The sequence below is a fragment of the Stenotrophomonas nitritireducens genome, assembly GCF_050984405.1.
Taxonomy (GTDB): Bacteria; Pseudomonadota; Gammaproteobacteria; order Xanthomonadales; family Xanthomonadaceae; genus Stenotrophomonas; species Stenotrophomonas nitritireducens_B.
In genome coordinates this window covers 1488404-1511986 of record NZ_CP158790.1, presented here as the reverse complement: position 1 = coordinate 1511986, position 23583 = coordinate 1488404, and the positions used below count along the sequence as shown (strand labels likewise).

Annotated in this window: 22 protein-coding genes; 10 read left to right on the top strand and 12 right to left on the bottom strand. The window is 70.3% G+C overall.

The window, feature by feature from the left end:
* Positions 1 to 101: 101 nt before the first annotated feature.
* Both ABTV91_RS06340 and ybaK read left to right on the top strand, forming a co-directional pair.
* A complete protein-coding gene (locus tag ABTV91_RS06340; protein WP_433854137.1) occupies positions 102 to 587 on the top strand; it encodes an asparaginase domain-containing protein in 486 nt (161 codons plus the stop codon).
* 1 nt (position 588) lies between these two features.
* On the top strand, positions 589 to 1065 hold the full coding sequence (ybaK, locus tag ABTV91_RS06335; RefSeq protein WP_433853751.1) for a Cys-tRNA(Pro) deacylase: 477 nt from the start codon (positions 589 to 591) through the stop codon (positions 1063 to 1065).
* A gap of 250 nt (positions 1066 to 1315) precedes the next feature.
* On the opposite strand, the gene ABTV91_RS06330 is transcribed toward ybaK, so the two are convergent.
* Together ABTV91_RS06330 and sufT are read right to left on the bottom strand one after the other, a co-directional pair.
* The gene (locus tag ABTV91_RS06330) at positions 1316 to 2413 is read right to left on the bottom strand and encodes a branched-chain amino acid aminotransferase (RefSeq protein ID WP_433853750.1); all 1098 of its coding nucleotides are present in this window, start codon (positions 2411 to 2413) and stop codon (positions 1316 to 1318) included.
* A 66-nt stretch (positions 2414 to 2479) separates the two neighbouring features.
* The gene (gene sufT / locus ABTV91_RS06325) at positions 2480 to 3031 is read right to left on the bottom strand and encodes a putative Fe-S cluster assembly protein SufT (RefSeq protein WP_153190496.1); all 552 of its coding nucleotides are present in this window, start codon (positions 3029 to 3031) and stop codon (positions 2480 to 2482) included.
* Positions 3032 to 3138: 107 nt separating this feature from the next.
* On the opposite strand from sufT, the gene ABTV91_RS06320 reads away from it, so the two are divergent.
* On the top strand, positions 3139 to 3561 hold the full coding sequence (locus ABTV91_RS06320) for a hypothetical protein (protein WP_433853749.1): 423 nt from the start codon (positions 3139 to 3141) through the stop codon (positions 3559 to 3561).
* Positions 3562 to 3566: 5 nt separating this feature from the next.
* Here ABTV91_RS06320 and ABTV91_RS06315 read toward each other — a convergent pair whose 3' ends face one another.
* From ABTV91_RS06315 to ABTV91_RS06300, 4 genes are read right to left on the bottom strand one after another with little or no spacing between them, the layout of a single operon-like run.
* Positions 3567 to 4259 carry a DUF4410 domain-containing protein gene (locus ABTV91_RS06315; protein WP_433853748.1) on the bottom strand — a complete coding sequence of 231 codons (693 nt, stop codon included), beginning with the start codon at positions 4257 to 4259 and terminating at the stop codon, positions 3567 to 3569.
* Between the two features lie 57 nt (positions 4260 to 4316).
* Positions 4317 to 5756, bottom strand: coding sequence for an NAD(P)(+) transhydrogenase (Re/Si-specific) subunit beta (locus ABTV91_RS06310; RefSeq protein WP_433853747.1), 1440 nt, complete (start codon positions 5754 to 5756; stop codon positions 4317 to 4319).
* A complete protein-coding gene (locus tag ABTV91_RS06305) occupies positions 5753 to 6250 on the bottom strand; it encodes a hypothetical protein (protein WP_433853746.1) in 498 nt (165 codons plus the stop codon). Before ABTV91_RS06305 ends, ABTV91_RS06310 begins: the two co-directional genes overlap by 4 nt.
* On the bottom strand, positions 6247 to 6549 hold the full coding sequence (locus ABTV91_RS06300) for an NAD(P) transhydrogenase subunit alpha (RefSeq protein WP_433853745.1): 303 nt from the start codon (positions 6547 to 6549) through the stop codon (positions 6247 to 6249). Before ABTV91_RS06300 ends, ABTV91_RS06305 begins: the two co-directional genes overlap by 4 nt.
* 132 nt (positions 6550 to 6681) lie before the next feature.
* Here ABTV91_RS06300 and ABTV91_RS06295 point away from each other — a divergent pair, with 132 nt between their 5' ends.
* From ABTV91_RS06295 to ABTV91_RS06285, 3 genes are read left to right on the top strand one after another with little or no spacing between them, the layout of a single operon-like run.
* Positions 6682 to 7224: an RNA polymerase sigma factor gene (locus ABTV91_RS06295; RefSeq protein ID WP_433854136.1), complete on the top strand. Its 543-nt coding sequence runs from the start codon at positions 6682 to 6684 to the stop codon at positions 7222 to 7224.
* Between the two features lie 5 nt (positions 7225 to 7229).
* A complete protein-coding gene (locus ABTV91_RS06290; protein WP_433854135.1) occupies positions 7230 to 7577 on the top strand; it encodes a hypothetical protein in 348 nt (115 codons plus the stop codon).
* Positions 7578 to 7582: 5 nt separating this feature from the next.
* Entirely contained in the window at positions 7583 to 7987 is a 405-nt protein-coding gene (locus ABTV91_RS06285) for a DUF3106 domain-containing protein (RefSeq protein WP_433853744.1), read from the top strand.
* A 75-nt stretch (positions 7988 to 8062) separates the two neighbouring features.
* On the opposite strand, the gene ABTV91_RS06280 is transcribed toward ABTV91_RS06285, so the two are convergent.
* From ABTV91_RS06280 to ABTV91_RS06270, 3 genes are all read right to left on the bottom strand, one after another.
* Positions 8063 to 9217 (bottom strand): GGDEF domain-containing protein, encoded by a 1155-nt coding sequence (locus ABTV91_RS06280; RefSeq protein ID WP_433853743.1) that lies wholly within the window; start codon positions 9215 to 9217, stop codon positions 8063 to 8065.
* Between the two features lie 223 nt (positions 9218 to 9440).
* Positions 9441 to 10544: an NAD(P) transhydrogenase subunit alpha gene (locus tag ABTV91_RS06275; protein ID WP_433853742.1), complete on the bottom strand. Its 1104-nt coding sequence runs from the start codon at positions 10542 to 10544 to the stop codon at positions 9441 to 9443.
* 72 nt (positions 10545 to 10616) lie between these two features.
* Positions 10617 to 12935, bottom strand: coding sequence for a DUF1631 domain-containing protein (locus tag ABTV91_RS06270; RefSeq protein ID WP_433853741.1), 2319 nt, complete (start codon positions 12933 to 12935; stop codon positions 10617 to 10619).
* Positions 12936 to 13243: 308 nt separating this feature from the next.
* Here ABTV91_RS06270 and ABTV91_RS06265 point away from each other — a divergent pair, with 308 nt between their 5' ends.
* Genes ABTV91_RS06265 through ABTV91_RS06250 form a run of 4 tightly spaced genes read left to right on the top strand, consistent with a single transcriptional unit; the run spans position 13244 to position 16108 of the window.
* A complete protein-coding gene (locus tag ABTV91_RS06265; protein ID WP_433853740.1) occupies positions 13244 to 13819 on the top strand; it encodes a nitroreductase family protein in 576 nt (191 codons plus the stop codon).
* 5 nt (positions 13820 to 13824) lie between these two features.
* Complete coding sequence (locus ABTV91_RS06260) at positions 13825 to 14754, top strand: 5'-3' exonuclease (protein ID WP_433854134.1); 930 nt, start codon at positions 13825 to 13827, stop codon at positions 14752 to 14754.
* Complete coding sequence (locus ABTV91_RS06255) at positions 14751 to 15299, top strand: NUDIX hydrolase (RefSeq protein ID WP_433853739.1); 549 nt, start codon at positions 14751 to 14753, stop codon at positions 15297 to 15299. The genes ABTV91_RS06260 and ABTV91_RS06255 overlap by 4 nt, the downstream gene beginning before the upstream one ends.
* Positions 15296 to 16108, top strand: a complete 813-nt coding sequence (locus tag ABTV91_RS06250) for an N-formylglutamate amidohydrolase (RefSeq protein ID WP_433853738.1) — start codon at positions 15296 to 15298, stop codon at positions 16106 to 16108. The genes ABTV91_RS06255 and ABTV91_RS06250 overlap by 4 nt, the downstream gene beginning before the upstream one ends.
* 146 nt (positions 16109 to 16254) lie before the next feature.
* On the opposite strand, the gene pip is transcribed toward ABTV91_RS06250, so the two are convergent.
* The 3 genes from pip to ABTV91_RS06235 form a co-directional block, all read right to left on the bottom strand.
* On the bottom strand, positions 16255 to 17196 hold the full coding sequence (gene pip, locus ABTV91_RS06245) for a prolyl aminopeptidase (protein WP_433853737.1): 942 nt from the start codon (positions 17194 to 17196) through the stop codon (positions 16255 to 16257).
* A gap of 77 nt (positions 17197 to 17273) precedes the next feature.
* Positions 17274 to 20105 (bottom strand): diguanylate cyclase, encoded by a 2832-nt coding sequence (locus ABTV91_RS06240; protein WP_433854133.1) that lies wholly within the window; start codon positions 20103 to 20105, stop codon positions 17274 to 17276.
* Between the two features lie 258 nt (positions 20106 to 20363).
* Complete coding sequence (locus ABTV91_RS06235; protein ID WP_433853736.1) at positions 20364 to 23525, bottom strand: efflux RND transporter permease subunit; 3162 nt, start codon at positions 23523 to 23525, stop codon at positions 20364 to 20366.
* Positions 23526 to 23583 lie beyond the last annotated feature (58 nt).

The window sequence follows — 23583 nt, the reverse complement described above, 5'->3', positions numbered from 1 at the left end:
GGTGCCGGACAGGCGTGAAAGCCCCATCGCGGCTGAAGCCGCTCCTACGGGCGTTCGGTGGGCCTTATCATTGCCACCTCGCACCTGGATTCACGGCAATGATGGAAGACCTTCTGATCGTCACCACCGGTGGCACGATCGACAAGATCTATTTCGACGACAAGTCCGACTACCAGATCGGCGACCCGCAGATCGGCATGATCCTGCGCGAGCTGGGCGTGACGTTCCGCTTCAACGTGATCCCGATCCTGCGCAAGGATTCGCTGCACATCACCGACGCCGACCGCGAGCTGATCCGCGCCACCATCGCCGCGCAGCCGACCCGCCACGTGCTGGTTACCCACGGCACCGATTCGATGGTCGCCACCGGCAAGGTGCTCAAGACCATCCCCGGCAAGACCATCGTGATGACCGGCGCGCTCAGCCCGGCGCGTTTCCGCGGCTCGGACGCCGAGTTCAACATCGGCTGCGCCATCGGCGCGGTGCAGTCGCTGCCCGAAGGCGTCTACATCGCCATGAACGGCCGCGTGTGGAACCCGGACAAGGTGCGCAAGAACGTCGAGGCCAACCGCTTCGAACCGGTCTGACGTGGCCCGCGGCACCCGCGCCACCGCCGCGCTGGACAAGGCCGGGATCGCCCACGGCCTGCACGCCTACGACTACTCGGCCGAGGTCGACAGCAAGGGCCTGGCCGCGGCGCGGGCGCTGGGCATCGACCCGGCGCGCATGTTCAAGACGCTGATGGCGTGGGTGGACAAGCAGCCGGTGATCGCGGTGATCCCGTCCGACCAGCGGCTGTCGCCGAAGAAGCTGGCCGCCGCCTGCGCCGGCAAGCACGCGCAGATGATGGAGATCGCCGAGGCCGAGCGCCGCAGCGGCTACCGGGTCGGCGGCATCAGCCCGTTCGCGCAGCAGCGCCCGGCCGCCGTGCTGTTCGCCAGCGGGGCGCAGGCGCACGAACGCATCTGGATCAACGCTGGCCAGCGCGGCCTGCTGCTCGACATCGCCCCGGCCGACGCGCTGCGTTTCCTGCAGGCGCGCTGCGCCGACATCTGCGAAGAATGACCGCCCGCCTCCCGCAGGATCGACGCCGGTAGCGTGGGCCTCGGTCGCGAACGGGCTTTACGCGAAGTCTCATCCGCATCGATTCCTGTCCATAAGGGAAACCCGCACTGGCCGGGAGGCCGCGTCCAGATTTACGCACCTGCGCAAGGCCCCAGTTGGTCGGGAAAGCCCCCTCGCGGCTAAAGCCGCTCCTACAGAAATGGAAAGCCCCGCGTGGGCGGGGCTTTCCGTATGCAACAAACCGACGGACTCAGCCGTCCAGGCGCACCAGCCAGCCATGGCGGTCGGGCAGGCGGCCGTACTGGATGTCGGTCAGTTCCTTGCGCAGCGACATGGTGACCTCGCCGGCCGGCGCGTCCAGGTTGCCGACCGAGAAACCTTCGCCCTTGAGCTGGCCGATCGGGGTGATGACCGCGGCGGTGCCGCAGGCGAACACTTCGGTGATCTCTCCCGAGGTCACGCCCTGCTTCCACTCGTCGATGGTCACCTTGCGCTCCTCCACGGTCATGCCGCGGTCGCGCGCCAGCTGCAGGATGGATTCGCGGGTGATGCCTTCCAGGATGCTGCCCGACAGCGCCGGGGTGACCAGCTTGTTTTCCTTGCCGTAGACCAGGAACACGTTCATGCCGCCCAGTTCTTCCAGGTACCTGCCCTCGACCGGGTCCAGGAACAGCACCTGCGAGCAGCCCTGCGCCTGCGCCTGCTGCTGCGGCAGCAGCGACGCGGCGTAGTTGCCGCCGCACTTGGCCGCGCCGGTGCCGCCCTTGGCCGCGCGCGCGTAGTCGGTGGACAGCCAGATCGCCACCGGCGCCACGCCCTTGGCGAAGTACGGGCCGGCCGGGCTGGCGATCACGTAGTAGCTGGCCTTGTGCGCGCCGCGCACGCCCAGGAACGCCTCGTCGCCGATCATGAACGGGCGGAAGTACAGGCTGGCCTCGTCGGCATCGGACACCCAGTCCTTGTCCACGGCGATCATCTGCTTCAGCGACTCGACGAAGATCTCCACCGGCAGTTCCGGCAGCGCCAGGCGGGCGGCCGAGCGCTGCAGGCGGCGGCCGTTGGCGTCCGGGCGGAAGGTCCACACCGAACCGTCGGCATGGCGGTAGGCCTTGATGCCCTCGAAGATCTCCTGGCCGTAGTGCAGCACCGCCGCGGCCGGATCCAGCGCGATCGGGCCGTACGGCATCACCGCCGCGTCATGCCAGCCGGTGTCCTTGTCCCAGCGCACGGCCACCATGTGGTCGGTGAAGTGCAGGCCGAAGCCCGGCTTCTCCAGGATCTTGGCGCGCTCTTCGGCGCTGCGCGGGTGGTCCGAACGGGTGACGTGGAAGCTGAGGGACTGGGACACCGGATGTTTCCTTCCAGATTGCGGTTTTTGAAGCCGGTCCGCGCGCGGACCGGCGCGTTGCACACCTTACAGCATGCCCGTTTCGAGCCGGGCCGCCTCGGACATCATGTGCTTGCCCCATGGCGGGTCGAACACCAGTTCGACGTCGGCCTCGGCCACGGTCGGGATCATTTCCAGCTTGCTGCGCACGTCGTCGACCAGGATCTCGCCCATGCCGCAGCCGGGCGCGGTCAGGGTCATGCGCACATCCACCTCGCGCCGGCCATCGTCCAGGTGCTTGATGTCGACGTCGTAGATGAGCCCGAGATCGACGATGTTGAACGGGATCTCCGGGTCGAAGCAGGTCCGCAGCTGCTCCCAGACCAGCTTTTCCACGTCCTCGTCGCCGGCGTCCTCGGGCAGTTCCAGCCCCGGCGGCGGTTCCTTGCCGATGGCGTCGCCGTCCTTGCCGGCGATGCGGAACAGGTTGCCTTCGACGAACACGGTATAGCTGCCGCCCAGCGCCTGGGTGATATAGCCGTAGCTGCCGGCCGGCAGGGTCACGCTGTCGCCCTGCGGCACCATCACGGCCGGGCAATCGCGTTCGAAATGGACGGGTTCGCTGCTGCGGGAGTACATGTGGATCGATATGGGGACGCGGACGCTACCCGCAAGGCGGCCATTTTAGCCGACTGGGCGTGCCGACCGCTGAAGGGCTATGCTGCGTGACCTTTCCGGGAATCCCCATGTCTCCTGCCCCACCGCCGGCCAGCCGCACCCAGCACTGGCTCTGGCCGCTGCTGTTGCTGCTGGGAAGCGTCACCCTGGCCATCGCCTGGCTGATGGTCGCCCTGGCCACCGCCTCGCAGGCCGGCTGGATGGCAGTCGCCGCCGCGGCCGAAGCGGCGTGGATGCTGCGCCTGGGCACGCTGCCGGGCGGCAAGGCCCGGATCGCCGTGGCGATGCTGGCGACACTGCTGATCGCGCTGGCCGCCAACTGGGGCATCGCGGCGGCCTATATCGGAGGACCGATGGGCCTGGTGCCCTGGGAATCGGCGCTGCGGCTGGGCCCGCACCTGGCCTGGACCCTGATCGGCCTGGCCAACGGCACCGCCGAAATCCTCTGGCTGCTGGCCGGGCTGGCGGTCGCCTGGTGGCTGGCGCGCTGATCGGCTCAGCGCGACGAGGGCAAGGAACGCTTCAGGAACATGGCGACTTTCTCGCCGAAGTCGTCCAGTCCCTTGTCGTCATTGCCGCCGACCCAGCCGCCCACTTTGCGGTCGGTAACGTCGCCCTCAGCCAGCAGCGCCCCGTCCGATTTGCGTACCGCCCGTGCCGTTACCGAAAACTTCTGCGCCCCCGCACCAAACCCGACGAAATAGCGCAACGCCTGGTTGCCCTTCTTGAAATCGATGATGTGGCCAGTCAGCGAGATCGTGCGCTGAGGGTCCGGGCAATCGGCCCCGCCGCCCTCGAGTGCGGCGCGCATTCCCGGAATCTTCTCCGGAATGTTGCCGGCCACGCTGCGCTGGATATCGGCCAGCTTTTCCGCGGGAATCATGGCAGCCCTGGCTTCCTGCTTGCTGCTGATCAGCCCCTGGTTGACCTCGAACCGGGCCACTTCGACACAATCGAAGACCGCTGCCGACAACGGCACTGACGCCAGCGTTGCAGGAGCAGCGCTGTCCATGGGTGCCGGCGCCGGTGGTGACGCGTCCGCCGATGATGCGGGAGCCGTTTGTGCTCCGGCCTCCACCCCGCCATCGGTGCGCTTCTGCGCCCACCAGCCCCCATCGGACTGCGCACCGGATTGTGCGGCGGCCCCACCGCCGCACAGCATCAGAAACGCGCAGCACGCCGCGCGCATGGAACGCTCCCGCATATTCTTTACCCCCTGTGGATCGACTACTGCCGCGACGCCGGCTCAGTGCCCGCCGTCCAGCGCCTTTAGTTCGCTGACCAGCGCCCCCGCCGCCTCGGCGCCGTCGCCGTACAGCATGCGGGTGTTGTCGGCGTAGAACAGCGCGTTCTCGATGCCGGCAAAACCGGTGCCCTTGCCGCGCTTGATGACGATGGTGTTCTTCGAATCCACCACGTCCAGGATCGGCATGCCGTAGATCGGGCTGGACGGGTCGGTCTTCGCCACCGGGTTGACCACGTCGTTGGCGCCGATCACCAGCGACACGTCGGTGGTGGCGAACTCGGGGTTGATGTCGTCCATGTCGGCGATCAGGTCGTAGGGCACGCCGGCCTCGGCCAGCAGCACGTTCATGTGCCCGGGCATGCGCCCAGCGACCGGGTGGATGGCGAACTTCACCTTGACCCCGCGCTCGATCAGCCGCTGCGCCAGTTCCCATATCTTGTGCTGGGCCTGGGCCACCGCCATGCCGTAGCCGGGCACGATCACCACCCGCTCGGCGAAAGCCATCATCGCCGCCACGTCGGCGGCCTCGATCGGCTTCTGGCTGCCGCTGATTTCCGCCGCGCCCTGCCCGCCGCCGCCGAAGTTGGAGAACAGCACGCCGCTGATCGGCCGGTTCATCGCCTTGGCCATCAGACGCGTCAGCAGGATGCCGGCCGCGCCGACCATCATGCCGGCGATGATCAGCGCCTCGTTGCCCAGTACGTAGCCCTCGAAGGACACGGCCAGGCCGGTGAAGGCGTTGTACAGCGAAATCACCACCGGCATGTCGGCCCCGCCGATGGGCAGGGTCATCAGCACGCCCAGCGCCAGCGCCGCCACGAAGAAGGCGATGATCGCCACCGGCTGCAGGCTGATCGCCGCCCACGCGCCCAGCGCCACCATCGCCACGGCCACCAGCAGGTTGAACGCCTGCTGCCCGGGGAAGGTGACGCGCTTGTCCAGCCGGCCATCGAGCTTGGCCCAGGCGATGACCGAACCGGACAGCGACACCGCGCCGATGGCCGAGCCGATGACCGCCAGCGCCAGCACCGTGGCCGAGGGCTGCCGTGCCGCGAGCGCGGCGATGGCCTCCGCGCTCCAGTGGCTGGTATCGCGGCCGGCCACGTCGGCGAAGCGCAGCAGTTCCACCGCGCCGATGGCCGCGGCCGAGCCGCCGCCCATGCCGTTGTACAGCGCCACCATCTGCGGCATGTCGGTGATGGCGACCTTCTTCGCCGACACCCAGGCCAGGCCGGTGCCCAGCACCAGCGCCACCAGGATCAGCGCGATGTTGTGCAGACCCGGCAGGAAGAACGTCGCCACGGTGGCCAGCAGCATGCCCACGCCGGCCCAGTGGATGCCGCTGCGCGCGGTCTTCGGCGAGGCCATGCGCTGCAGGCCCAGCAGGAACAGCGTGGCGGCCACCAGGTAGCTCGCCTTCACCAGCAAGGTCATGTTCATGCCGCCTTCTCCAGAACCATCGTTTCCGTAACGGGAGCGCGCCTGTCGCGGCGGTGGTGCTCGCGCATCTCGATCGCCGTCTTCAGCAGCCCGATCATGCCCATGCCGAAAGCCACCAGGCCCAGCGACAGCTGCGACAGCGCCGCCGACTCTGCCAGCGCGGCGCCCAGCAGACCGAGCACGATCGGCAGCAGCGCCTGCAGGGCCAGCAGCCAGAGCATCCAGTAGCCCTTGCGCGGGTCTTCCCATACGTCGCGGGAAACCTTGTTCTGGGTCCGGGTCGGGTCCTGCAGCGAGGACATGCCGATGCCGACGCCGGCATACAGCAGGGCGTTGTTGAAGGCATCGAGCAGGCCGTCCAGGCCCCTGAACAGCGGCAGCGCCGCATAGCCGAGCGCAGCCAGCAGGGCCGGGTACTGCAGGTAGCTGAGCCACTGGAAGACCCGCCGCGCCTCGAACCGCCGCGCGGGCGCCTGGGACGCAGGCGCGGTCACTTGTCCCTTCCTTCCGGCTTCCGCGAGCTCTTGAACATCTCCAGCATGCGCTCGGTGACGACATAGCCGCCGGCGGCGTTGCCCGCGCCCAGGGCGACGGCGATGAAGCCGATGGCCTTCTCCAGCGTGGTGTCGGCGTGGCCCAGCACCACCATCGCGCCGATCAGCACGATGCCGTGGATGAAGTTGGAACCTGACATCAGCGGGGTGTGCAGGATCACCGGCACCCGCGAGATGATCACGTGGCCGGCGATCGCCGCCAGCATGAAGATGTACAACGCCACGAACCCGTCGCTCATTGCTGTCTCTCCGGGGCTGGAACGCCCGCCCCGCATCATAACCATGCGATGAACGCCGGCGCGACCGTTGCCATGTCAACCAATCCGGCCGCCGGGCGTTATCAGCGTCAGGACCGACCGGAACGCTACCCTGTGCTGGTGACCAGCCCGCCCCTGACGCCCACCGCCGCCCCCGCCTCGCTGGAAGCCTTCCTGGCCGGCATCGGGCCGCGCGCGTTCCGCTTCGCCGAGGCCGGCCTGCGCCAGCGCGACGACGCGCTGGACGCGGTGCAGGACGCGATGGAACGCATGCTCGGCTACCGCGCGCAACCGGCCGAGGAATGGACGCCGCTGTTCTGGAGCATCCTGCGCCGGCGCATCATCGATCTGCAGCGGCGGCGCGGCTTCCGGCTGAAGTTCTGGGCGCCGGCGCAGGACGAGGACGGCCCCATCGACTGGGCCGACGACAGCCCCGGCCCGGCGCAGCAGCACGAGCAGCGCGAGGAGTACGCGCGGCTGGTGCAGGCGCTGCGGCAGCTGCCGGCGCGCCAGCGCGAAGCGTTCAGCCTGCGCGTGCTGCAGGAGCTGGACGTGGCGACCACGGCGCGGATCATGGGCTGCTCGGAAGGTTCGGTGAAAACCCATCTGTCGCGCGCGCGCGACGCATTGCAGAAACAACTGGAGGCCACGCGGTGAACCGCCTGCCCACATCCCGGCACGAAGACTTCGACCGCTCGCTGCGGCAGCTGCAACGGCATGCCGACGGCGCGGTTTCCCCGGCCACGCTGGCGCGCCTGCGCCAGGCGCGCCAGCAGGCCACCGCCGACGCGGGCGCATCGCCGTGGCGCCGCCGCGGCTGGTGGCTGGCCACCGCCTGCTCGGCGGTGCTGGCCGTCACCGTGGCGGTGCAGTTCAACCGCACCCCGCCGGTGCTGCCCGCCAGCGTGGCGGCCGATGCCGCCGACGAACTGTCCGACGACGCCCTGCTGTTCGACGAAAGCCCGGAGCTGTACCTGTGGCTGGGTTCGGACGCCGTGGCGATGGAGTGAGAACGATGAAGATCCGCCCGCCCTTCCTGCTGCCGCTGCTGCTGGCCTGCGCCGTGCCGGCACTGGCCCAGCAACCGCCCCTGCCCGAATGGGACCAGCTGACCCCGGCCCAGCGCGAGACGTTGATCGCGCCGATGCGCGACCGCTGGAACGCCTCGCCCGACCACCGCCAGCGCATGTACGACCACGCCCGCGGCTGGCAGCAGATGAGCCCGGAACAGCGCGCGCAGGCGCGGCGCGGCATGCACCGCTTCAAGAGCATGTCGCCGCAGCAGCAGCGCGAGGCGCGCGCCCTGTTCTCGAAGATGCGCACCATGGACAAGGCCCAGCGCGAACAGCTGCGCGAGCAGTGGCACCGCATGACGCCCGAGCAGCGCCGGCAGTGGCTGGAGGCCAATCCGGCGGATTGAGGCCGGCCGCCGGGTTGCGTACCCGGAACCTGCCGCCTTCCTGCGGCACGGTGCGGCATACCGCGCCGGTCCCGCTCATCCGGAAAGATGGTGCTGCGACGCTGGCCAGATGCAATCGCGCCCGGCCGCCTTGGCCTGGTACAGCGCCGCGTCGGCGCGCTCCAGCAGGCCGGGATAATCCTCCCCGTCCTTCACCGCTGCAATGCCGATGCTCGCCGTCGAGCGCATGCCGTCGGCGAACGCGCCAGCAGCGTCCGCGCTGAACGCCGCCCGGACCTGTTCAGCGAAAACATGCGGCGGGATCCCGTCGCGCATGACCAGAGCCACGAACTCCTCGCCACCGAGACGGCCGATGATCGTGCCCGGCGGCGCGTGCTCGCGCAGCTTTTCCGCGAACAACCGGATCACCCCGTCACCGCGGCCATGTCCATGGCGGTCGTTGATCTGCTTGAAGTGATCGAGGTCGCCCATGATCATCGCCGCGACCCGCCCGCGCGCACCGCCGTTCAACGCGGCATTGGCCTGCTGCTCGAATCCCCTGCGATTGAGAAGCCCGGTCAGCACGTCAGTCAGGGCGTCGCTGCGCATCTTCCCCACCACGTCCGAAGCGATCAGCGCGAAGATCGCCACGGCCAGGGTGGAGGCGATGATCACGTCGGAAACGGAAGTGAACACCCAGTAGAACAAGGGGTACTCGTCCCCGGCCGAACCGCTGGCCATGATGATGAAGGGCCTGGCCAGGAACAGCAGCAGCGCCATCCATATCTGGAAATACAGCAACTGTTCCACCGGAGTCCGCGACGTCCTGCCGTGCACGTGACGCAGCATCACCGCGCATATCGCGGCGATCCCCAGGTTGACGACGATCCCCCGCTCCTGCAGCCCGCGCCCGGCATCGACGGACAGCCACCAGCCCAGCATCGTCAGGAGATTGATCGCCAGCAGCACGCCGTATCCCGGGGCCCGTCCCATCCGCACCGCGAGAGCGACGGCCACCAGCGTGGCCGCCAGCAGGATCAGTACGTTGGCGAGCAGTCTCAGCGCCATCGTGTCGTGCGGGAGGGAGAAGTACAGCACGATGAAGCACAGCGTCCTCACCGTGTACGAAGCCACCAGGATGGCGATGTAGGTGTGCTGGCGGTCATGCCGCCAGAGGAAATAAAGGCTGACCGCGAAGATCGCGGACATCACCGGATTCAATATCCCGATAACGACATCCAGGATCATCATTGGCCTTATCCCCCGTCGATCCGTGGCGGCCAGGGAGCCGCGGCCGCCGGATTATCGCGTGTCCGCCGTCTTCTCCGGCGCGTCACGGACGCCGGCCGCCAAGTCCGCCGGCTTGCGGCTGGCGCACCCCGGCCATCGCGGCCTTCGCGCCCATGGCACCCCTTCGCCCCGCCCTCGCCCTCGCCCTCGCCCTCGCCCTCGCCCACGAAGCGTGCCGCGCCCCTCACACCGGCGGAATCTCCCCGGCCGCCGGGCGCTCGGGCCACACCGTTTTCACCAGCAGTTCGTCGTTCCAGTCGAAGGCCAGCGCGCCGTCCTTGAGGAACAGCGAGACGAAGTTGAGCACGTTGCGCGCGTACATCTCGCTGGCGTGGACGGCGCCCATGCTGGCCAGGTCCAGCGGGCCGGCCACGGTCACGCCGTCCACGTCGAGGGTTTCGCCCGGCCGCGTCGCCTCGCAGTTGCCGCCGGTTTCGGCGGCCAGGTCGACGATAACGCTGCCCGGGCGCATGCCGGCGACCATCGCCGCGGTCACGATCTTCGGCGCCGGGCGGCCGGGCACGGCGGCAGTGCAGATCACCACGTCCACGCCCTTGAGGTGCTCGGCCAGGCGCCGCTGCTGCTCGGCGCGTTCGGCGTCGGTGAGCTGGCGCGCATAACCGCCCTCGCCGGCGGCGCTGACGCCCAGGTCCAGGAACCTGCCGCCCAGCGACTCGATCTGCTCGCGGGTTTCCGGGCGCACGTCGAAGCCCTCCACCTGCGCGCCGAGCCGCCTGGCGGTGGCGATGGCCTGCAGGCCGGCCACGCCGGCGCCGACCACCAGCACCCTGGACGGGCGGATGGTGCCGGCGGCGGTGGTCAGCATCGGGAAGAAGCGCGGCGCCAGCTGCGCGGCGATCAGGGTGGCCTTGTAGCCGGCCATGCCGGCCTGCGAGCTGAGCACGTCCATGGCCTGCGCGCGGGTGGTGCGCGGCAGCCGCTCCAGCGGGAAGGTCACCAGCTGCCGCGCCTGCAGCGCGGCCGCGCGCGCGGGCTCGGCCTGCGGATGCAGGGCGCCCACCAGCACCGCGCCGGGCTTGAGCTGCCCGATCAGCGCCGGCGGCGGCGCCTGCACGCACAGCACCAGGTCGGCGCCGTCCACGGCCTCGTCGATCTGGGCGCCCGCATCGCGGTAGGCCTGGTCGGTGAAACCGGCGGCAAGGCCGGCACCGGCCTGCACATGCACCGTCGCCCCGGCCGCCAGCAGCTTCTTCACCGTCTCCGGCGTAGCCGACACGCGCCGCTCGCCCGCCGCGGCTTCCTTCAACACCCGTACCTCAACGGCCATGCCCGTCCCCGATGCGCAGTGGAATATCTGCCGGATCGTAGCAAAGCCGGGCGCCGGCAACCCGGCGCGCGCTCAATGCAGGGTGGAGGTCTGCGGGTCCAGGCGCTCGATAACGCCCTGCATGGCGCTGTCGAACGCGCCGTCGTCCATGTGCGGGCGCAGGCGGCCGAGCCGCTCCATCACCACCAGTTCCTCGGGCGAGGCCACGCAGAAGCGGATGCCGCGGCGGTTGACGAACAGCAGGCGCGAGGAGATCGGGCTCACCCAGGACAGCTTGCCGGCCTGCACCTTGCCGTCCTTGTCGATGAAATCCAACCAGGTACCGATGTCCATGGCGCGGAAGCGGGCCGCGTCGGCGTGGTCCACGCTTTCCGGGCGCGCCTCGGCGCCCAGGTCCAGCGCCGCCGACTCCTGCGCGGGCGGCGTGGGCAGGCTCACCTGCGGCAGTTCCGGCAGCGCGCGTTCCAGTTCCGGACGCGCCTCGGCGATGGCCTGCAGCGTGTCGTGCAGCGCATCGATGGCGCCCACGCTGCCTTCGCCGTGCAGGCCGACGCTGGCGAACACCTTGCGCAGGCCCGGCTGGATCGACTGCAGCCAGGGCTTGCCGACCACGTGCCGGCGCGCCTCGGCCACTTCCTCCAGCAGCACGTCGGCCAGCGCGAGCGTCTCGCCGACGGACTCGCCGTCGTCGCCTTCGCGCAGCAGGCTCATGGTCAGATGGTGGTTCCAGGGCTGGCGCAGGAAGGCCTCGATCGCGGCCGGCAGCGGCGCGCCCTGCAGGCGCCGCTCCAGTTCGGCCAGGGCGCGGGCGCGCGCCAGCTCCAGCTTTTCCTGGCCGCGCTGGGTTTCGGTGGCGCGGCGTTCGGCGATCTCGATGCGGCGGCGGTGCTGGGCGAGGAAGTCGCGGAACTCTTCCTCCAGGGTCAGGAAGATCGCCAGGTTCTCGTTGAACTCGGCGATCAGCCGGTCGATGATCTCCTCGACCTTGCCCATCAGCGCACGTTCGGCCTGGCTCTCGCCGGCGTTGCCCTCGCAGGCCTCGGCCAGCGAGTTGAGCAGGCGCCGCGCCGGGTGGGTCTTCTGCACGAACATGCGCCGGTCCAGCAGCGCGACCTTGACGAAGGGCACCACCAGGCGGCCGATCAGCTCGCGCGAGCGGCCTTCCAGTTCGCGCTCGTCCAGCATCACGTCGAACAGCATGCCGACCAGGTCGATGGCGTCCTCGTCCTGCGGGTCCAGCCGCGCCTGCCCCGGATCGACGCCGAGGCGGGTGGCGCCGGAAATCACTTCGTTCTTGAGCCGCTGCGCCAGCGATTCGCTCTGGTCGCCCACCGCCGCGCGCAGGGTCGCCGTCGGCGTGGCCTGCAGCAGCGAGAGCACCGACATCATTTCGTGCTGGCTCAGCGGCCGCTGCTGGCCGACCGCCACCTGCGCGGCGGCCGTGGCGTCCTCGCGGACATGGCGGGTCTGCGCCAGCAGCTCGTGCAGCGCCTCCAGGATCATGTTCTGGTTGCCGAGCGCGGGATCGCCCTCGTAACCGCCGTAGACGCCGGCCTGCAGCTCGCTGCGGTGGCGCGCCCAGCGCTCGGTGAAGCGGCGCGCCCAGGCTGGCGCGTTCTGCGGGTCGGAGAAGTCCTCATCGCCGCCCTGCGGCATGCCCGTTTCGGCGGCGGCTTCGGCCATGGCCGGTGCGCGCGCGGGGCGCGCCGGGGCAGCCGGACGCTGCGGCTGCGAGATGCCGGGCATCACCCCGGCCTGCGCGAGGCGCTCGTCCACGTCGCGATAGATGCGCCCGACCTGGGTGGCGAACTCGCGCTCGCACAGCTTGATCAGCACCAGCCGGACCTCGGCGGCCAGGTCGCACACGCCGAAGGCTTCGTGCACCGCCACGCCGATGTGTTCCGGGCCGATCGGGTTGGTGTCCACGTCCAGCGCCTCGACGCCGCCGATCCACGCCAGGCGGCGGTCCAGCCGCGCCAGCACCGGCTTCCAGTCGCGCAGCACCACGCCGGCGAAATTGCGCACCGCCAGCCGCGATTCCAGTTCGTGTTCGGACATCAGGCTCAACCCGCCCTCGCCCTGCGTGGCTTGGGCCAGCGTGGCCTCGGCCGACAACGGCGCGGCGGCATCGAGCGCGGCCCAAGCCTGCTGCAGGTGGGCGGCGAAACGCGCGGCGATGTCCTCGCGGCGGCGGCGCAGTTCGCGCATGCCGTCGAGGAACACCAGCTGCGACGCGCCGGCAGTTTCGGCGCGGTCGAACAGGGCATCGTCGAATCCGGCCAGCACCTTGGCGAACGCGGCCGACAACGGCGGCAGCGCGGCCTCGCGCGACAGCGCCAGCAGTTCCGGATTGTGTCCGGGACGCGCGGCAGGATGCGGATTGGACATCATGCGCAATGGCTCCGCACCTTCGCAGGCGCTGCTCTTCTCGGGATCGTATGGAAGGAAGCGGACAGCCCCCCGGTTTCCGCCCACGCATGGTAGGAGGAGAAGCTGAACAGGGCCAGTGATGCAGTCCGCACTTTGTACCTCGCCGCCGGCAACCCGGCATCTCCCGCCATGCTAAGCGTCCGGCGTGGAATTGGCGAGAAAGGCGCCAGCGGGGGGCGCCGACGGAGCGCACAGAACCGCCGCCCCCGGCACGGGCCGGCCCTCCGGCGATGTCTATAATCCACGGCCACCTTCCGCGCACCCGCCTCATGTCCGATTCCTGCTTCATGCAAGCGCTGGGCCAGCGCCGTTCGGTCCCGTCCCTGCAACTGGGCGAGCCGGCCCCGGACGACGCCACCGTGCTGGCCATGCTCGCCGCCGCGGTGCGCGTGCCCGACCACGGCAAGCTGGTACCGTTCCGTTTCCTGCGGCTGCGCGGCGACGCCCGCCACGCACTGGGCGAGTACCTGGCCCGGCGCAGCCGCGAACGCACCCCCGACGCCCCGCCGGCGGCGATCGAGAAGGACCGCCAGCGCTTCTCCCACGCGCCATTGATCCTGACGGTGATCGCGCGCCTGCAGGACAACCCCAAGGTGCCCGAGCAGGAACAGCTGCTGACCGCCGGCTGCGTGTGCTTCGCCCTGCTGCAGGCCGCGCAGGGCTTCGGCTTCGGCGCGCAGTGGCTGACCGCGTGGATGGCCTACGACGAAGGGGTCGCGCGCCACCTGGGACTGGCCGGCAACGAGCGCATCGTCGGCTTCATCCATGTCGGCACGCCCAAGCTGCAGGTGCCCGAGCGCGAACGCCCGGACCCGGCCGGCCTGCTGGAGGACTGGCGGCCGTGACGGCCATGGCGGCGGGCCGGCCGCTCTACCTGGTCGATGCCAGCCTGTACGTGTTCCGCGCCTGGCACTCCATGCCGGACAGCTTCCAGGACGCGCAGGGCTGGCCCACCAACGCCGTGCACGGCTTCGCCCGCTTCGTGCTGGAGCTGCTCGAACGCGAGCGACCGGCGCATATCGCCATCGCCTTCGACGAGGCGCTGGACAGCTGCTTCCGCCACCGCCTCTACCCGTCCTACAAGGCCAACCGCGAGCCGGCGCCGGACGCCCTGCGGCGCCAGTTCGCGCACTGCAAGGCGCTGTGCGCGGCGCTGGGGCTGGTGGTGCTGGCCGACCGCGACTACGAGGCCGACGACCTGATCGGCAGCGCGCTGCACGCCGGGCGCGGTCACGCGCTGCGCGGGGTGATCGTCTCGGCCGACAAGGACCTGTCGCAGCTGCTGCTCGAACACGACGAGCAGTGGGACTACGCCCGCAACCAGCGCTGGGGCGCGGCCGGGGTCAAGGCGCGCCACGGCGTGCACGCGCACCAGATCGCCGACTACCTGGCGCTGTGCGGCGATGCGGTGGACAACATCCCCGGCGTCAGCGGCATCGGCGCCAAGTCGGCGGCGGTGCTGCTGGCCCATTTCGGCAGCCTCGACGCGCTGCTGGAGCGGATCGACGAGATTCCCTTCCTGCGCCTGCGCGGCGCCGCGCAGATGGCCGTGCGCCTGCGCGAGCAGCGCGAACTGGCGCTGCTGTTCCGGCAGCTGACCACCATCGCCCTCGATGCGCCGCTGGCCGCGGCCACGCCCGGTTTCACCCGCGGCGCGGCCGACGCGGACATGCTCGCCGGGCTGTGCGAATCGCTGCGCTTCGGCCCGCTCACCCGGCGCCGGCTGCTGGCCGCCGCCGGGCTGGAATCGCCCTCCCCACCCGCCAGCGAGTTCGCATGAGCCAGCACACCGCCGAACCCCGTGTCGTCTACGAAGGCCGCTACCAGCGCATGGTGGTGCGCGGCACCTGGGAATACAGCGAGCGCACCCATGCCGGCGGGCTGGCCGCGATCATCATCGCGGTCACCCCGGACGACGAGGTGCTGTTCGTCGAGCAGTTCCGCGTGCCGCTGCAGGCGCGCACCATCGAGATGCCCGCCGGGCTGGTCGGCGACATCACCGCCGGCGAATCGATCGAGGCCTCCGCCATCCGCGAGCTGGAAGAGGAAACCGGCTGGACCGCCGACCACGCCGAAGTGCTGATGATCGGCCCGACCTCGTCCGGCGCCAGCAGCGAGAAGATCGCCTTCGTGCGCGCCATCGGCCTGCGCCGGGTCGGCGACGGCGGCGGCGACGACAGCGAGGACATCACCGTGCACCACGTCCCGCGCAACCGCGCCGCGGCGTGGCTGGTGGAGAAGATGGGCCAGGGCTTCGAGCTGGACGCCAAGCTCTGGGCCGGGCTGTGGATGATCGAACACCATCTGGACGGCCGCCCGCGATGAGCCTGCTCGAACGCCCGGCCGGCGTGCCCGCCGTACCGCTGCTCGGCCCCGGGGACCCGCCGCCGTTCACCGTGCACAATCCACACGGCGGATCACCCTTCCTGCTGCTCGCCGATCATGCAGGGCAGCGCGTTCCGGCCGCGCTGGGCGGGCTGGGCCTGGCGCAGGCCGAGCTGGACCGCCACATCGGCTGGGACATCGGCATCGCCGGCACCACCCGCGCGCTGTCCGCGCGGCTCGATGCATGGGCGATCGAGCAGACCTATTCGCGCCTGGTGATCGACTGCAACCGGCCGCTGGCCTCGCCGACGCTGATGCCCGAAACCAGCGATGGCACCGCCATACCGGGCAACGCCGGCCTGGATGCGGCGCGGCGGCGGCAGCGCATCGATGCCATCCACGCGCCCTATCACGCGCGCATCGCCACCGAGCTGGACCGCCGCCACGACGCCGGCACGCCCACGCTGCTGGTGATGATGCACAGCTTCACCCCGGCGATGAACGGCACGCAGCGGCCCTGGCATGCCGGCGTGCTGTACCACCGCGACACGCGTTTCGCCCATGCGCTGCTGCAGGCACTGCGCGACGAGGGCGACCTGGTGGTCGGCGACAACCAGCCGTATTCGGTGAGCAGCACCAGCGACTACGCGGTGCCGGTGCATGGCGAGGGCCGCGGGCTGGTGCACGTGGAACTGGAGATCCGCCAGGACCTGATCGCCGACGCCGCCGGCCAGCAGGCCTGGGCGGAACGGCTGGCGCGGATTTTCACGGCCCTGCAGCCGGCCTTGCTGGCACACGCCACCGCCTAGGAGCGCACTTCAGTGCGTGAAGAGGCCTTCCCGGGAAAGCCCCATCGCGCACTGAAGTGCGCTCCTACGGGGCATGTCGTGGATGCGGGACAAGCCCGCATCCACGACAACGCGGGTACCGGCCATCGGCCGGCACCCGCAAAGGCTCAGGCGAAGCTGTCGGTGGCGCGCACCAGCGCATCCACGTTCTCGGCCTCGAACGCCGAGTGGCCCGAGGCAGGGGTGATGTGCAGCTGCGCCTTCGGCCAGGCCTTGTGCAGGTCCCAGGCATTGGCCAGCGGGCACACCACGTCGTAGCGGCCGTGCACGATCACGCCGGGGATGTCGGCGATGCGGTGCGCGTCGCGCAGCAGCTGGTCCTCGACCTCGAAGAAGCCGCCGTTGACGAAGTAGTGGTTCTCGATGCGGGCGAAGGCCAGCGCGAACTGCGGATCCTCGTGGCTGTTGATGAAGTCGTCGTCCACGTGCAGGAAGCTGGTGGCGCCTTCCCACACGCTCCACGCCCTGGCCGCGGCCAGGCGGGTGGCCTCGTCATCGCTGGTCAGGCGGCGGTGGAAGGCCGAGATCAGGTCGTGCCGCTCCACCGGCGGGATCGCATTGACGTAATGGTCCCAGGCGTCCGGGAACAAGCGGCTGGCGCCTTCCTGGTAAAACCATTCCAGCTCCCAACGGCGCAGCATGAAAATGCCGCGCAGGACCAGTTCGGTCACGCGCTGCGGGTGGGTCTGCGCGTAGGCCAGCGCCAGGGTCGAGCCCCAGCTGCCGCCGAACACCTGCCAGCGCTCGACCTGCAGGTGCGTGCGCAGCTTCTCGATGTCGGCCACCAGGTCCCAGGTGGTGTTGTCCACCAGGTCGGCATGCGGCGTGGAACGGCCGGAGCCGCGCTGGTCGAACAGGATGATCCGGTACTTCGCCGGGTCGTGGAACTGGCGCATCTTCGCCGTGCAGCCGCCGCCGGGGCCGCCATGCAGCATCACCACCGGCTTGCCGTCGGGGTTGCCGCACTGTTCGTAGTACAGGGTGTGGCGCCCGTCGACCTTGAGCGTACCGGTGTCGTAGGGCGTGATCGCGGGATAAAGCGTGCGCATGCGCTGGCTCACTGCGTGGAGAACTGCCGATTGTAGGCCGGGGGCAACGCCGGCGGGGACGCCGCCGGGCGCGCGGTTCATCCGCACACGCGGTTGCGGCCCTCGCGCTTGGCGCGGTACAGCTGGCGGTCGGCGGCGGCCAGCAGGGTGCGCTGCGACTCCTGGCCCGGGCGGAGCTCGGCCACGCCGATGCTGGCGGTGACCACCAGCGCCGGATCGACCTCGTCCATGCGCTGCCGGGCCAGCGCCATGCGCAGCGCCTGCAGCCGTTCCAGCACCTGCTCCAGTGTCGCGCCCCGGAACACCGCCAGGAACTCCTCGCCGCCATGCCGCGACACGAACTGCTCTCCGCCCAGATGCAGGCGCAGCAGCTCGGCCACCTCGCGCAGCACGCGGTCGCCGCTGTGGTGGCCGTAGCGGTCGTTGATCTGCTTGAAATGGTCGATGTCGATCAGGGCCACGCACAGCGGTTCGCCGCGGTCGCCGGCGCGTTCCAGTGCCAGGCGCAGGTGGATCTCGGCCGCGCGGCGGTTCGGCAGGCCGGTCAGCACGTCGTGCGTGGCCTGGTGCTCCAGCTGCTGCAGCAGCCGGTCGCGTTCGATGCCGGCCAGCTCCAGCGCGCGGTTCTTGTCGCTCAGTTCCTCGGTGCGGGCGGCGATCACCCGGTTGAGCCGGCGCTGGCTGCGCCGGTAGCTGGCGGTGCGCAGCCAGAAGCCCAGCACCACCGCGGCCACCAGCGCCAGCCCGGCCAGCACGCGCGAGGACGTGCGCTTCCACAGCGGCGGCACGACCTCCAGTTCCATCGTCGCCGTGCCCACTTCCTGCTGCCGCGTCCAGTCCAGCGGCAGCGCCATGGCCTGCACTTCCAGCCGGTACTGGCCGGGCGGCAGGTTGGTGTAGACCGCCTCGGTGCCGGTTCCGGCCTCCACCCATGCTGCGTCGAAGCCGTGCAGGCGGTAGCGGTAACGCATCTTGTCCGGCGCGCGGAAGTTCAGCGCCGCGTAGTCGACGGCCAGGCGGCGCGCGCCCGGCTCGAGCCGCAGGCGGCCGGCCGGCGCCCGCGCAACGCCGTCCACCGACAGCGCCTCGAACACCACCGGCGACGCCTTGCCGTCGTAGCGGCCGGCGATCCGCGGATCGATCAGCCCCAGTCCCGCCGAGGTCGGGAACGCCAGCGCGCCGTTGCTGGCGCGCCAGCCGGCCGGCATCGACGCGCCGTTGCCCTGGTTGCCCGGCATGCCGTCGCTGTGGTCGACCACGTGCACGGCCAGTTGCTGCCGGGTGCCGGCGTCGATCTGGTCCAGCTCCTGGCGGGCGATGCGGAACACGCCGATGTTGCTGGGCAGCCACAGGTTGCCGGCCTGGTCGTCGATGATGCGGAACAGCTTGTCGCGCGGCAGGCCGTGGCGGTGGTCGTAGACGCGGAACGCGCCGTCGCGCATGCGCAGCAGGCCGCGGTCGCTGGCGATCCACAGGTCGCCGCCCGCCTCGCGCAGGAAATCGAACACGTACTGCGCGGGAATGTCGTCCTCCGCGTCCCAGGTCCGCAGCGTGCCGTCGGCGGCCAGCGCGGCCATGCCGCCGGTGGTGCCGATCCACAGCGTGCCGTCGTCGGTATCGCGGTACAGCGCCTGCACCACCGCCGCGGGCTGTCCCTTGCTGTCCAGCCGCAGCTGCAGGCGCCCGTCCTGGTAATGCGCCAGGCCATGGGTGCCGCCGATCCACAGGCCGCCGTCGGCGTCGGCCAGCAGTGCGCGCACGATCGGCTCGCCGTGGGTGCCGAGCCGGATCCGCTGCAGCACCCTGCCCTGCGCATCCAGCCGGAACACGCCCTGGTCGTAGGTGCCCGCCCACAACGTGCCGTCGCGCCAGGCCAGCGCCAGCACCGACGGATCGCGGCCATCCCCGCTGCCCAGGCGCACCGGCTGCATGTGCCGGTCGTGCCAGCGCTCCAGGCCGTCGGCATGGCCGATCCACAGCGACCGGTCCTCGCTCTGCAGCACCACGCGCACGTAGTCGCTGCGCAGGCCGTCGGCGCGGGTGAAACCGACCGCGGCGACCTCGGCCACGCGGTGCAGGCCATCGGTGCTGCCGCTCCAGATCAGGCCCTCGCGGTCGGCCAGCAGGGCCGGGCTCACCGGCCCGGCGATGGCCAGGTGCTCGTCGCCGTCGCCGGCATGGCGCAGCAGTTCGCCGCTGCTGCTGGACAGGCTCATCCAGATCGCGCCGACCTTGTCGCGCAGGACCGCGTCCACGCGCCGGCCGGCCTGCAGGTGCTCGACCGTGCCGGCGCCGTCGCGCCAGTAGACGCCGTCGTCGGTGGCCAGCAGCCAGCCGCCGGCACCATCGGCGGCGATGCCGCGCACCGCGGTGGCCGCGGCCCAGTCCCTGGCCCAGGGCTCGGCGCGCCCGCCGCGCAGCCGGAAGGCGCCGGCGTCGGTGGCGACCAGCACCGCGCCGCCCTCGCCCCGGGCCAGCGCGTTGACCCGCCCGTCCGGCAGGCCGGCGTCGCCGCCCACGTCGCGGATGCGGCCTGCCGCGTCCATCCGCAGCAGGCGGTTGGCCGAGGCGATCCACAGGCTGCCGTCGGCGTCGCGCAGCAGCGCGGTCACCGGCAGGCGGCGCGCGGCGGCCTCGCCCAGGTGCTGCCAGCGGCCCTGGTGATAACGGAACACGCCGTCGGCGGCGGTGCCGAACAGCACGCCGCCATCGGCTTCGGCAAGAATGCAGAACACGCCCGACAGCTCCGCGCCCGGCGTGTTCTGGCGGTCGAAAACGGTGAACTGGCGGCCGTTGAAACGCACCACGCCTTCCCAGGTCCCGGCCCAGATGAAGCCGTCGCGGTCCTGCGCCAGCGCATGCACGAGGTTGTGCGGCAGGCCGTCGGCCATGGTCCAGCCGCTGACCATGTAATGGCGGCCGTCCTGGGCCCGCGCCGCCGGCAGGAAGCACAGGCAGGCCAATGCCAGCACCGCGCCCCAGCGCCACGGCGGCGGCCATGCGGCGCGCACGCGGGAAACCACGCCCCTGGCGATCTCGATACTACCGGCCAACAGAACCGTCCCCCTTCGCGGCTTGGCGCGACGGCCACCGAGGCCATCGCGCCAGGCCAATCTACCACCGCGAAGGGGCGCGCATCCGCCGCGGAATCCCGGCGGATGGGACGTTCAGCTTGCCGCTTCGTCCGGCCGCACCCGGAACCAGGCCGCGTACAGCGCCGGCAGGAATACCAGGGTCAGCACCGTGCCGACGATCAGCCCGCCCATGATCGAGATCGCCATCGAGCCGTAGAACGCGCTGCGCGAGAGCGGGATCATCGCCAGCACCGCGGCCAGCGCGGTCAGCACGATCGGGCGGAAGCGGCGCACGGTGGCATCGATGATGGCGTGCCAACGGTCGTGGCCGGCATCGATGTCCTGCTGGATCTGGTCAACCAGGATCACCGAGTTGCGCATGATCATGCCCGCCAGCGCGATGGTGCCGAGCAGCGCCACGAAGCCGAACGGCACGCGGAAGATCAGCAGGAACAGGGTCGCGCCGATGATGCCCAGGGGCGCGGTGACCAGCACCATCGCCGCGCGCGAGAAACTGCGCAGCTGCAGCATCAACAGCGTCACCACCACGATCAGGAACAGCGGCATGCCGGCCTTGATCGAGTTCTGCCCGCGCGCCGAATCCTCCACCGTGCCGCCGACTTCCAGCAGGTAGCCGTCCGGCAGCGCGGCGCGGATGCCGTCCAGGGTCGGCAGGATCTGGCCGGTGACCTCCGGCGGCAGCAGGCCGTCGGCGATGTCCGCGCGCACGGTGACGGTGGGCAGGCGGTTGCGGTGCCAGATGATGCCGTCCTCGAACACGTACTCGAGCCTGGCCACCTGCGACAGCGGCACCGCGGTGCCGCCGGGCGTGGGAATGGCCAGGCTGGCGAGCAGGTCCAGCTGCGCGCGCTCCTCGTCGGGACCGCGCAGCAGCATGCCGATCTGGCGGTTGCCTTCGCGGTAGGTGCTCACCTGCATGCCCGACAGCGAGCTGCCCAGGAAATGCGCGATCTGCGCGCTGCTCACGCCCAGCGCGCGGGCGCGGTCCTGGTCCACCACCAGCCGCACCACCTTGCTCGGCTCGGACCAGTTGAGGTTGACGTTGGCCACGTGCGGGTTCTGCCGTACCTTGTCGGCGACCTGCCGCGCGATGGCCTGCACCCGCTCGATGTGCTCGCCGGACACGCGGAACTGCACCGGGTAGCCCACCGGCGGGCCGTTCTCCAGCCGGGTCACGCGCAGCTGCACGTCGCTGAACTGCGGCACCACCTCCTTCAGCAGCCAGTCGCGCACCTCCTCGCGCGCGTGGATGTCCTGCGCCAGCACCACGAACTGGGCGAAGTTGGTCGCCGGCAGCTGCTGGTCCAGCGGCAGGTAGAAGCGCGGCGAGCCGCTGCCCACGTAGCCGACGTAGTTGGCGATGCCCTCGCGCTGTTCGAGCAGCGCTTCCAGCTTGCGTGCCTGCGCCTGCGTGGCGGCCAGCGACGCACCCTCGGCCAGTTCGATGTCCACCATCAATTCCGGCCGGGTCGAGTCCGGAAAGAACTGCTGCGGCACGAAGCGGAACATCGCCAGCGAGAATACGAACAGGCCGACGGTGGCGAAGATCACCAGCCAGCGGCGGCGCAGGCAGGCGTCGAGGAAGCGCCGGAAGCGCTGGTAGAACGCGCTCTTGTACGGGTCGTGGTCGTGCGCCAGCTGCTTCGGCCGGACCAGGTTGGCCAGCGCCGGGTTGCGGTCGGCCCAGCGCACGCGCAGCGCGTGCCAGCGCGCGGCGAGGCTGCCCGGCTTCGGCGGCTGCGGGTTGTGCAGGTCCGGCAGCATCTTGTCGCCCAGGTACGGGATGAACAGCACCGCGGCGATCCACGACACCACCAAGGCGATGGTCACCACCTGGAACAGCGAGCGCGTGTACTCGCCGGTGCTGGAGGCGGCGGTGGCGATGGGCAGGAAGCCGGCGGCGGTGATCAGCGTGCCGGTCAGCATCGGGAACGCGGTCGATTCCCAGGCGAAGCTGGCCGCACGCAGGCGGTCGTAGCCCTGCTCCATCTTGGTGGCCATCATCTCCACCGCGATGATCGCATCGTCCACCAGCAGGCCCAGCGCCAGCACCAGCGCGCCCAGCGAAATCTTGTGCAGGCCGATGTCGAACTGGTGCATGACGAAGAAGGTCATCGCCAGCACCAGCGGGATCGACACCGCCACCACCAGCCCGGTGCGCCAGCCCAGCGAGAAGAAGCTCACCAGCAGCACGATCACCACCGCCTCGGTCAGCACCTTGACGAACTCGCCGACCGAGTCCTCCACCGCGTGCGGCTGGTCGGAAACCTTGCGCAGCTCCATGCCGGCCGGCAGCGTCTTCTGCAGCCGCGCGAACTCGTCGTCCAGCGCCTTGCCGAGCTTGAGGATGTCGCCGCCGTCCTTCATCGCCACGGCGATGCCGATGGCGTCCTCGCCCATGAAGCGCATCTTCGGCGAGGCCGGGTCGGCGAAACCGCGCTTGATCTGGGCGATGTCGCCCAAGTGCACGGTGCGGTCGCCGGCGCGGATCGGGAACGCGGCGATGTCCTGGACCGACTGGAACTGGCCGGTCACGCGCAGCTGCACGCGGTCGCTGGCGGTCTCGAACCAGCTCGCCGGGGTAACCGCGTTCTGGTCGGCCAGCGCCTGCTGCACCTGCTGCATCGATATGCCCAGCGTGGCCAGCTTGGTGTTTGACAGCTCGATCCACACCTTCTCGTCCTGCAGGCCGAGCAGGTCCACCTTGCCGACGTCGGCCACGCGCTGCAGCTCCAGCTGGATGCGGTCGGCGTAGTCGCGCATCAGCGCGTAGTCGAAGCCCTTGCCGGTCAGCGCGTAGATGTTGCCGAAGGTGTCGCCGAACTCATCGTTGAAGAACGGCCCGACCACCTCGGCCGGCAGCTGCGAACGGATGTCGCCGACCTTCTTGCGCACCTGGTAGAACAGTTCCGGCACGTCCTTGGAGCGCATCGAATCGCGCGCCATGAAGATCACCTGCGATTCGCCCGGCCGCGAGTACGACTGGATGAACTCGAACTGCCCGGTGTTCATCAGCGCCTTCTCGATCGGCTCGGTCACCTGCCGCGAGACCTGCTCGGCGGTGGCGCCCGGCCACGCGGTCTGCACCACCATCGCCTTGAACGTGAACGGCGGGTCCTCGGACTGGCCGAGGTGCTTGTAGGACCAGGCGCCGATGACCGCCAGCGCGATCATCATGAACAGCACCAGCGCGCGGTTGCCCAGCGCCCATTCGGAGAGATTGAAGCGGCGCACGGGTTACTCCTTGTCTGCCGGATGAGACAGACGCACCGTCATCGCACCGCGGGCGTCC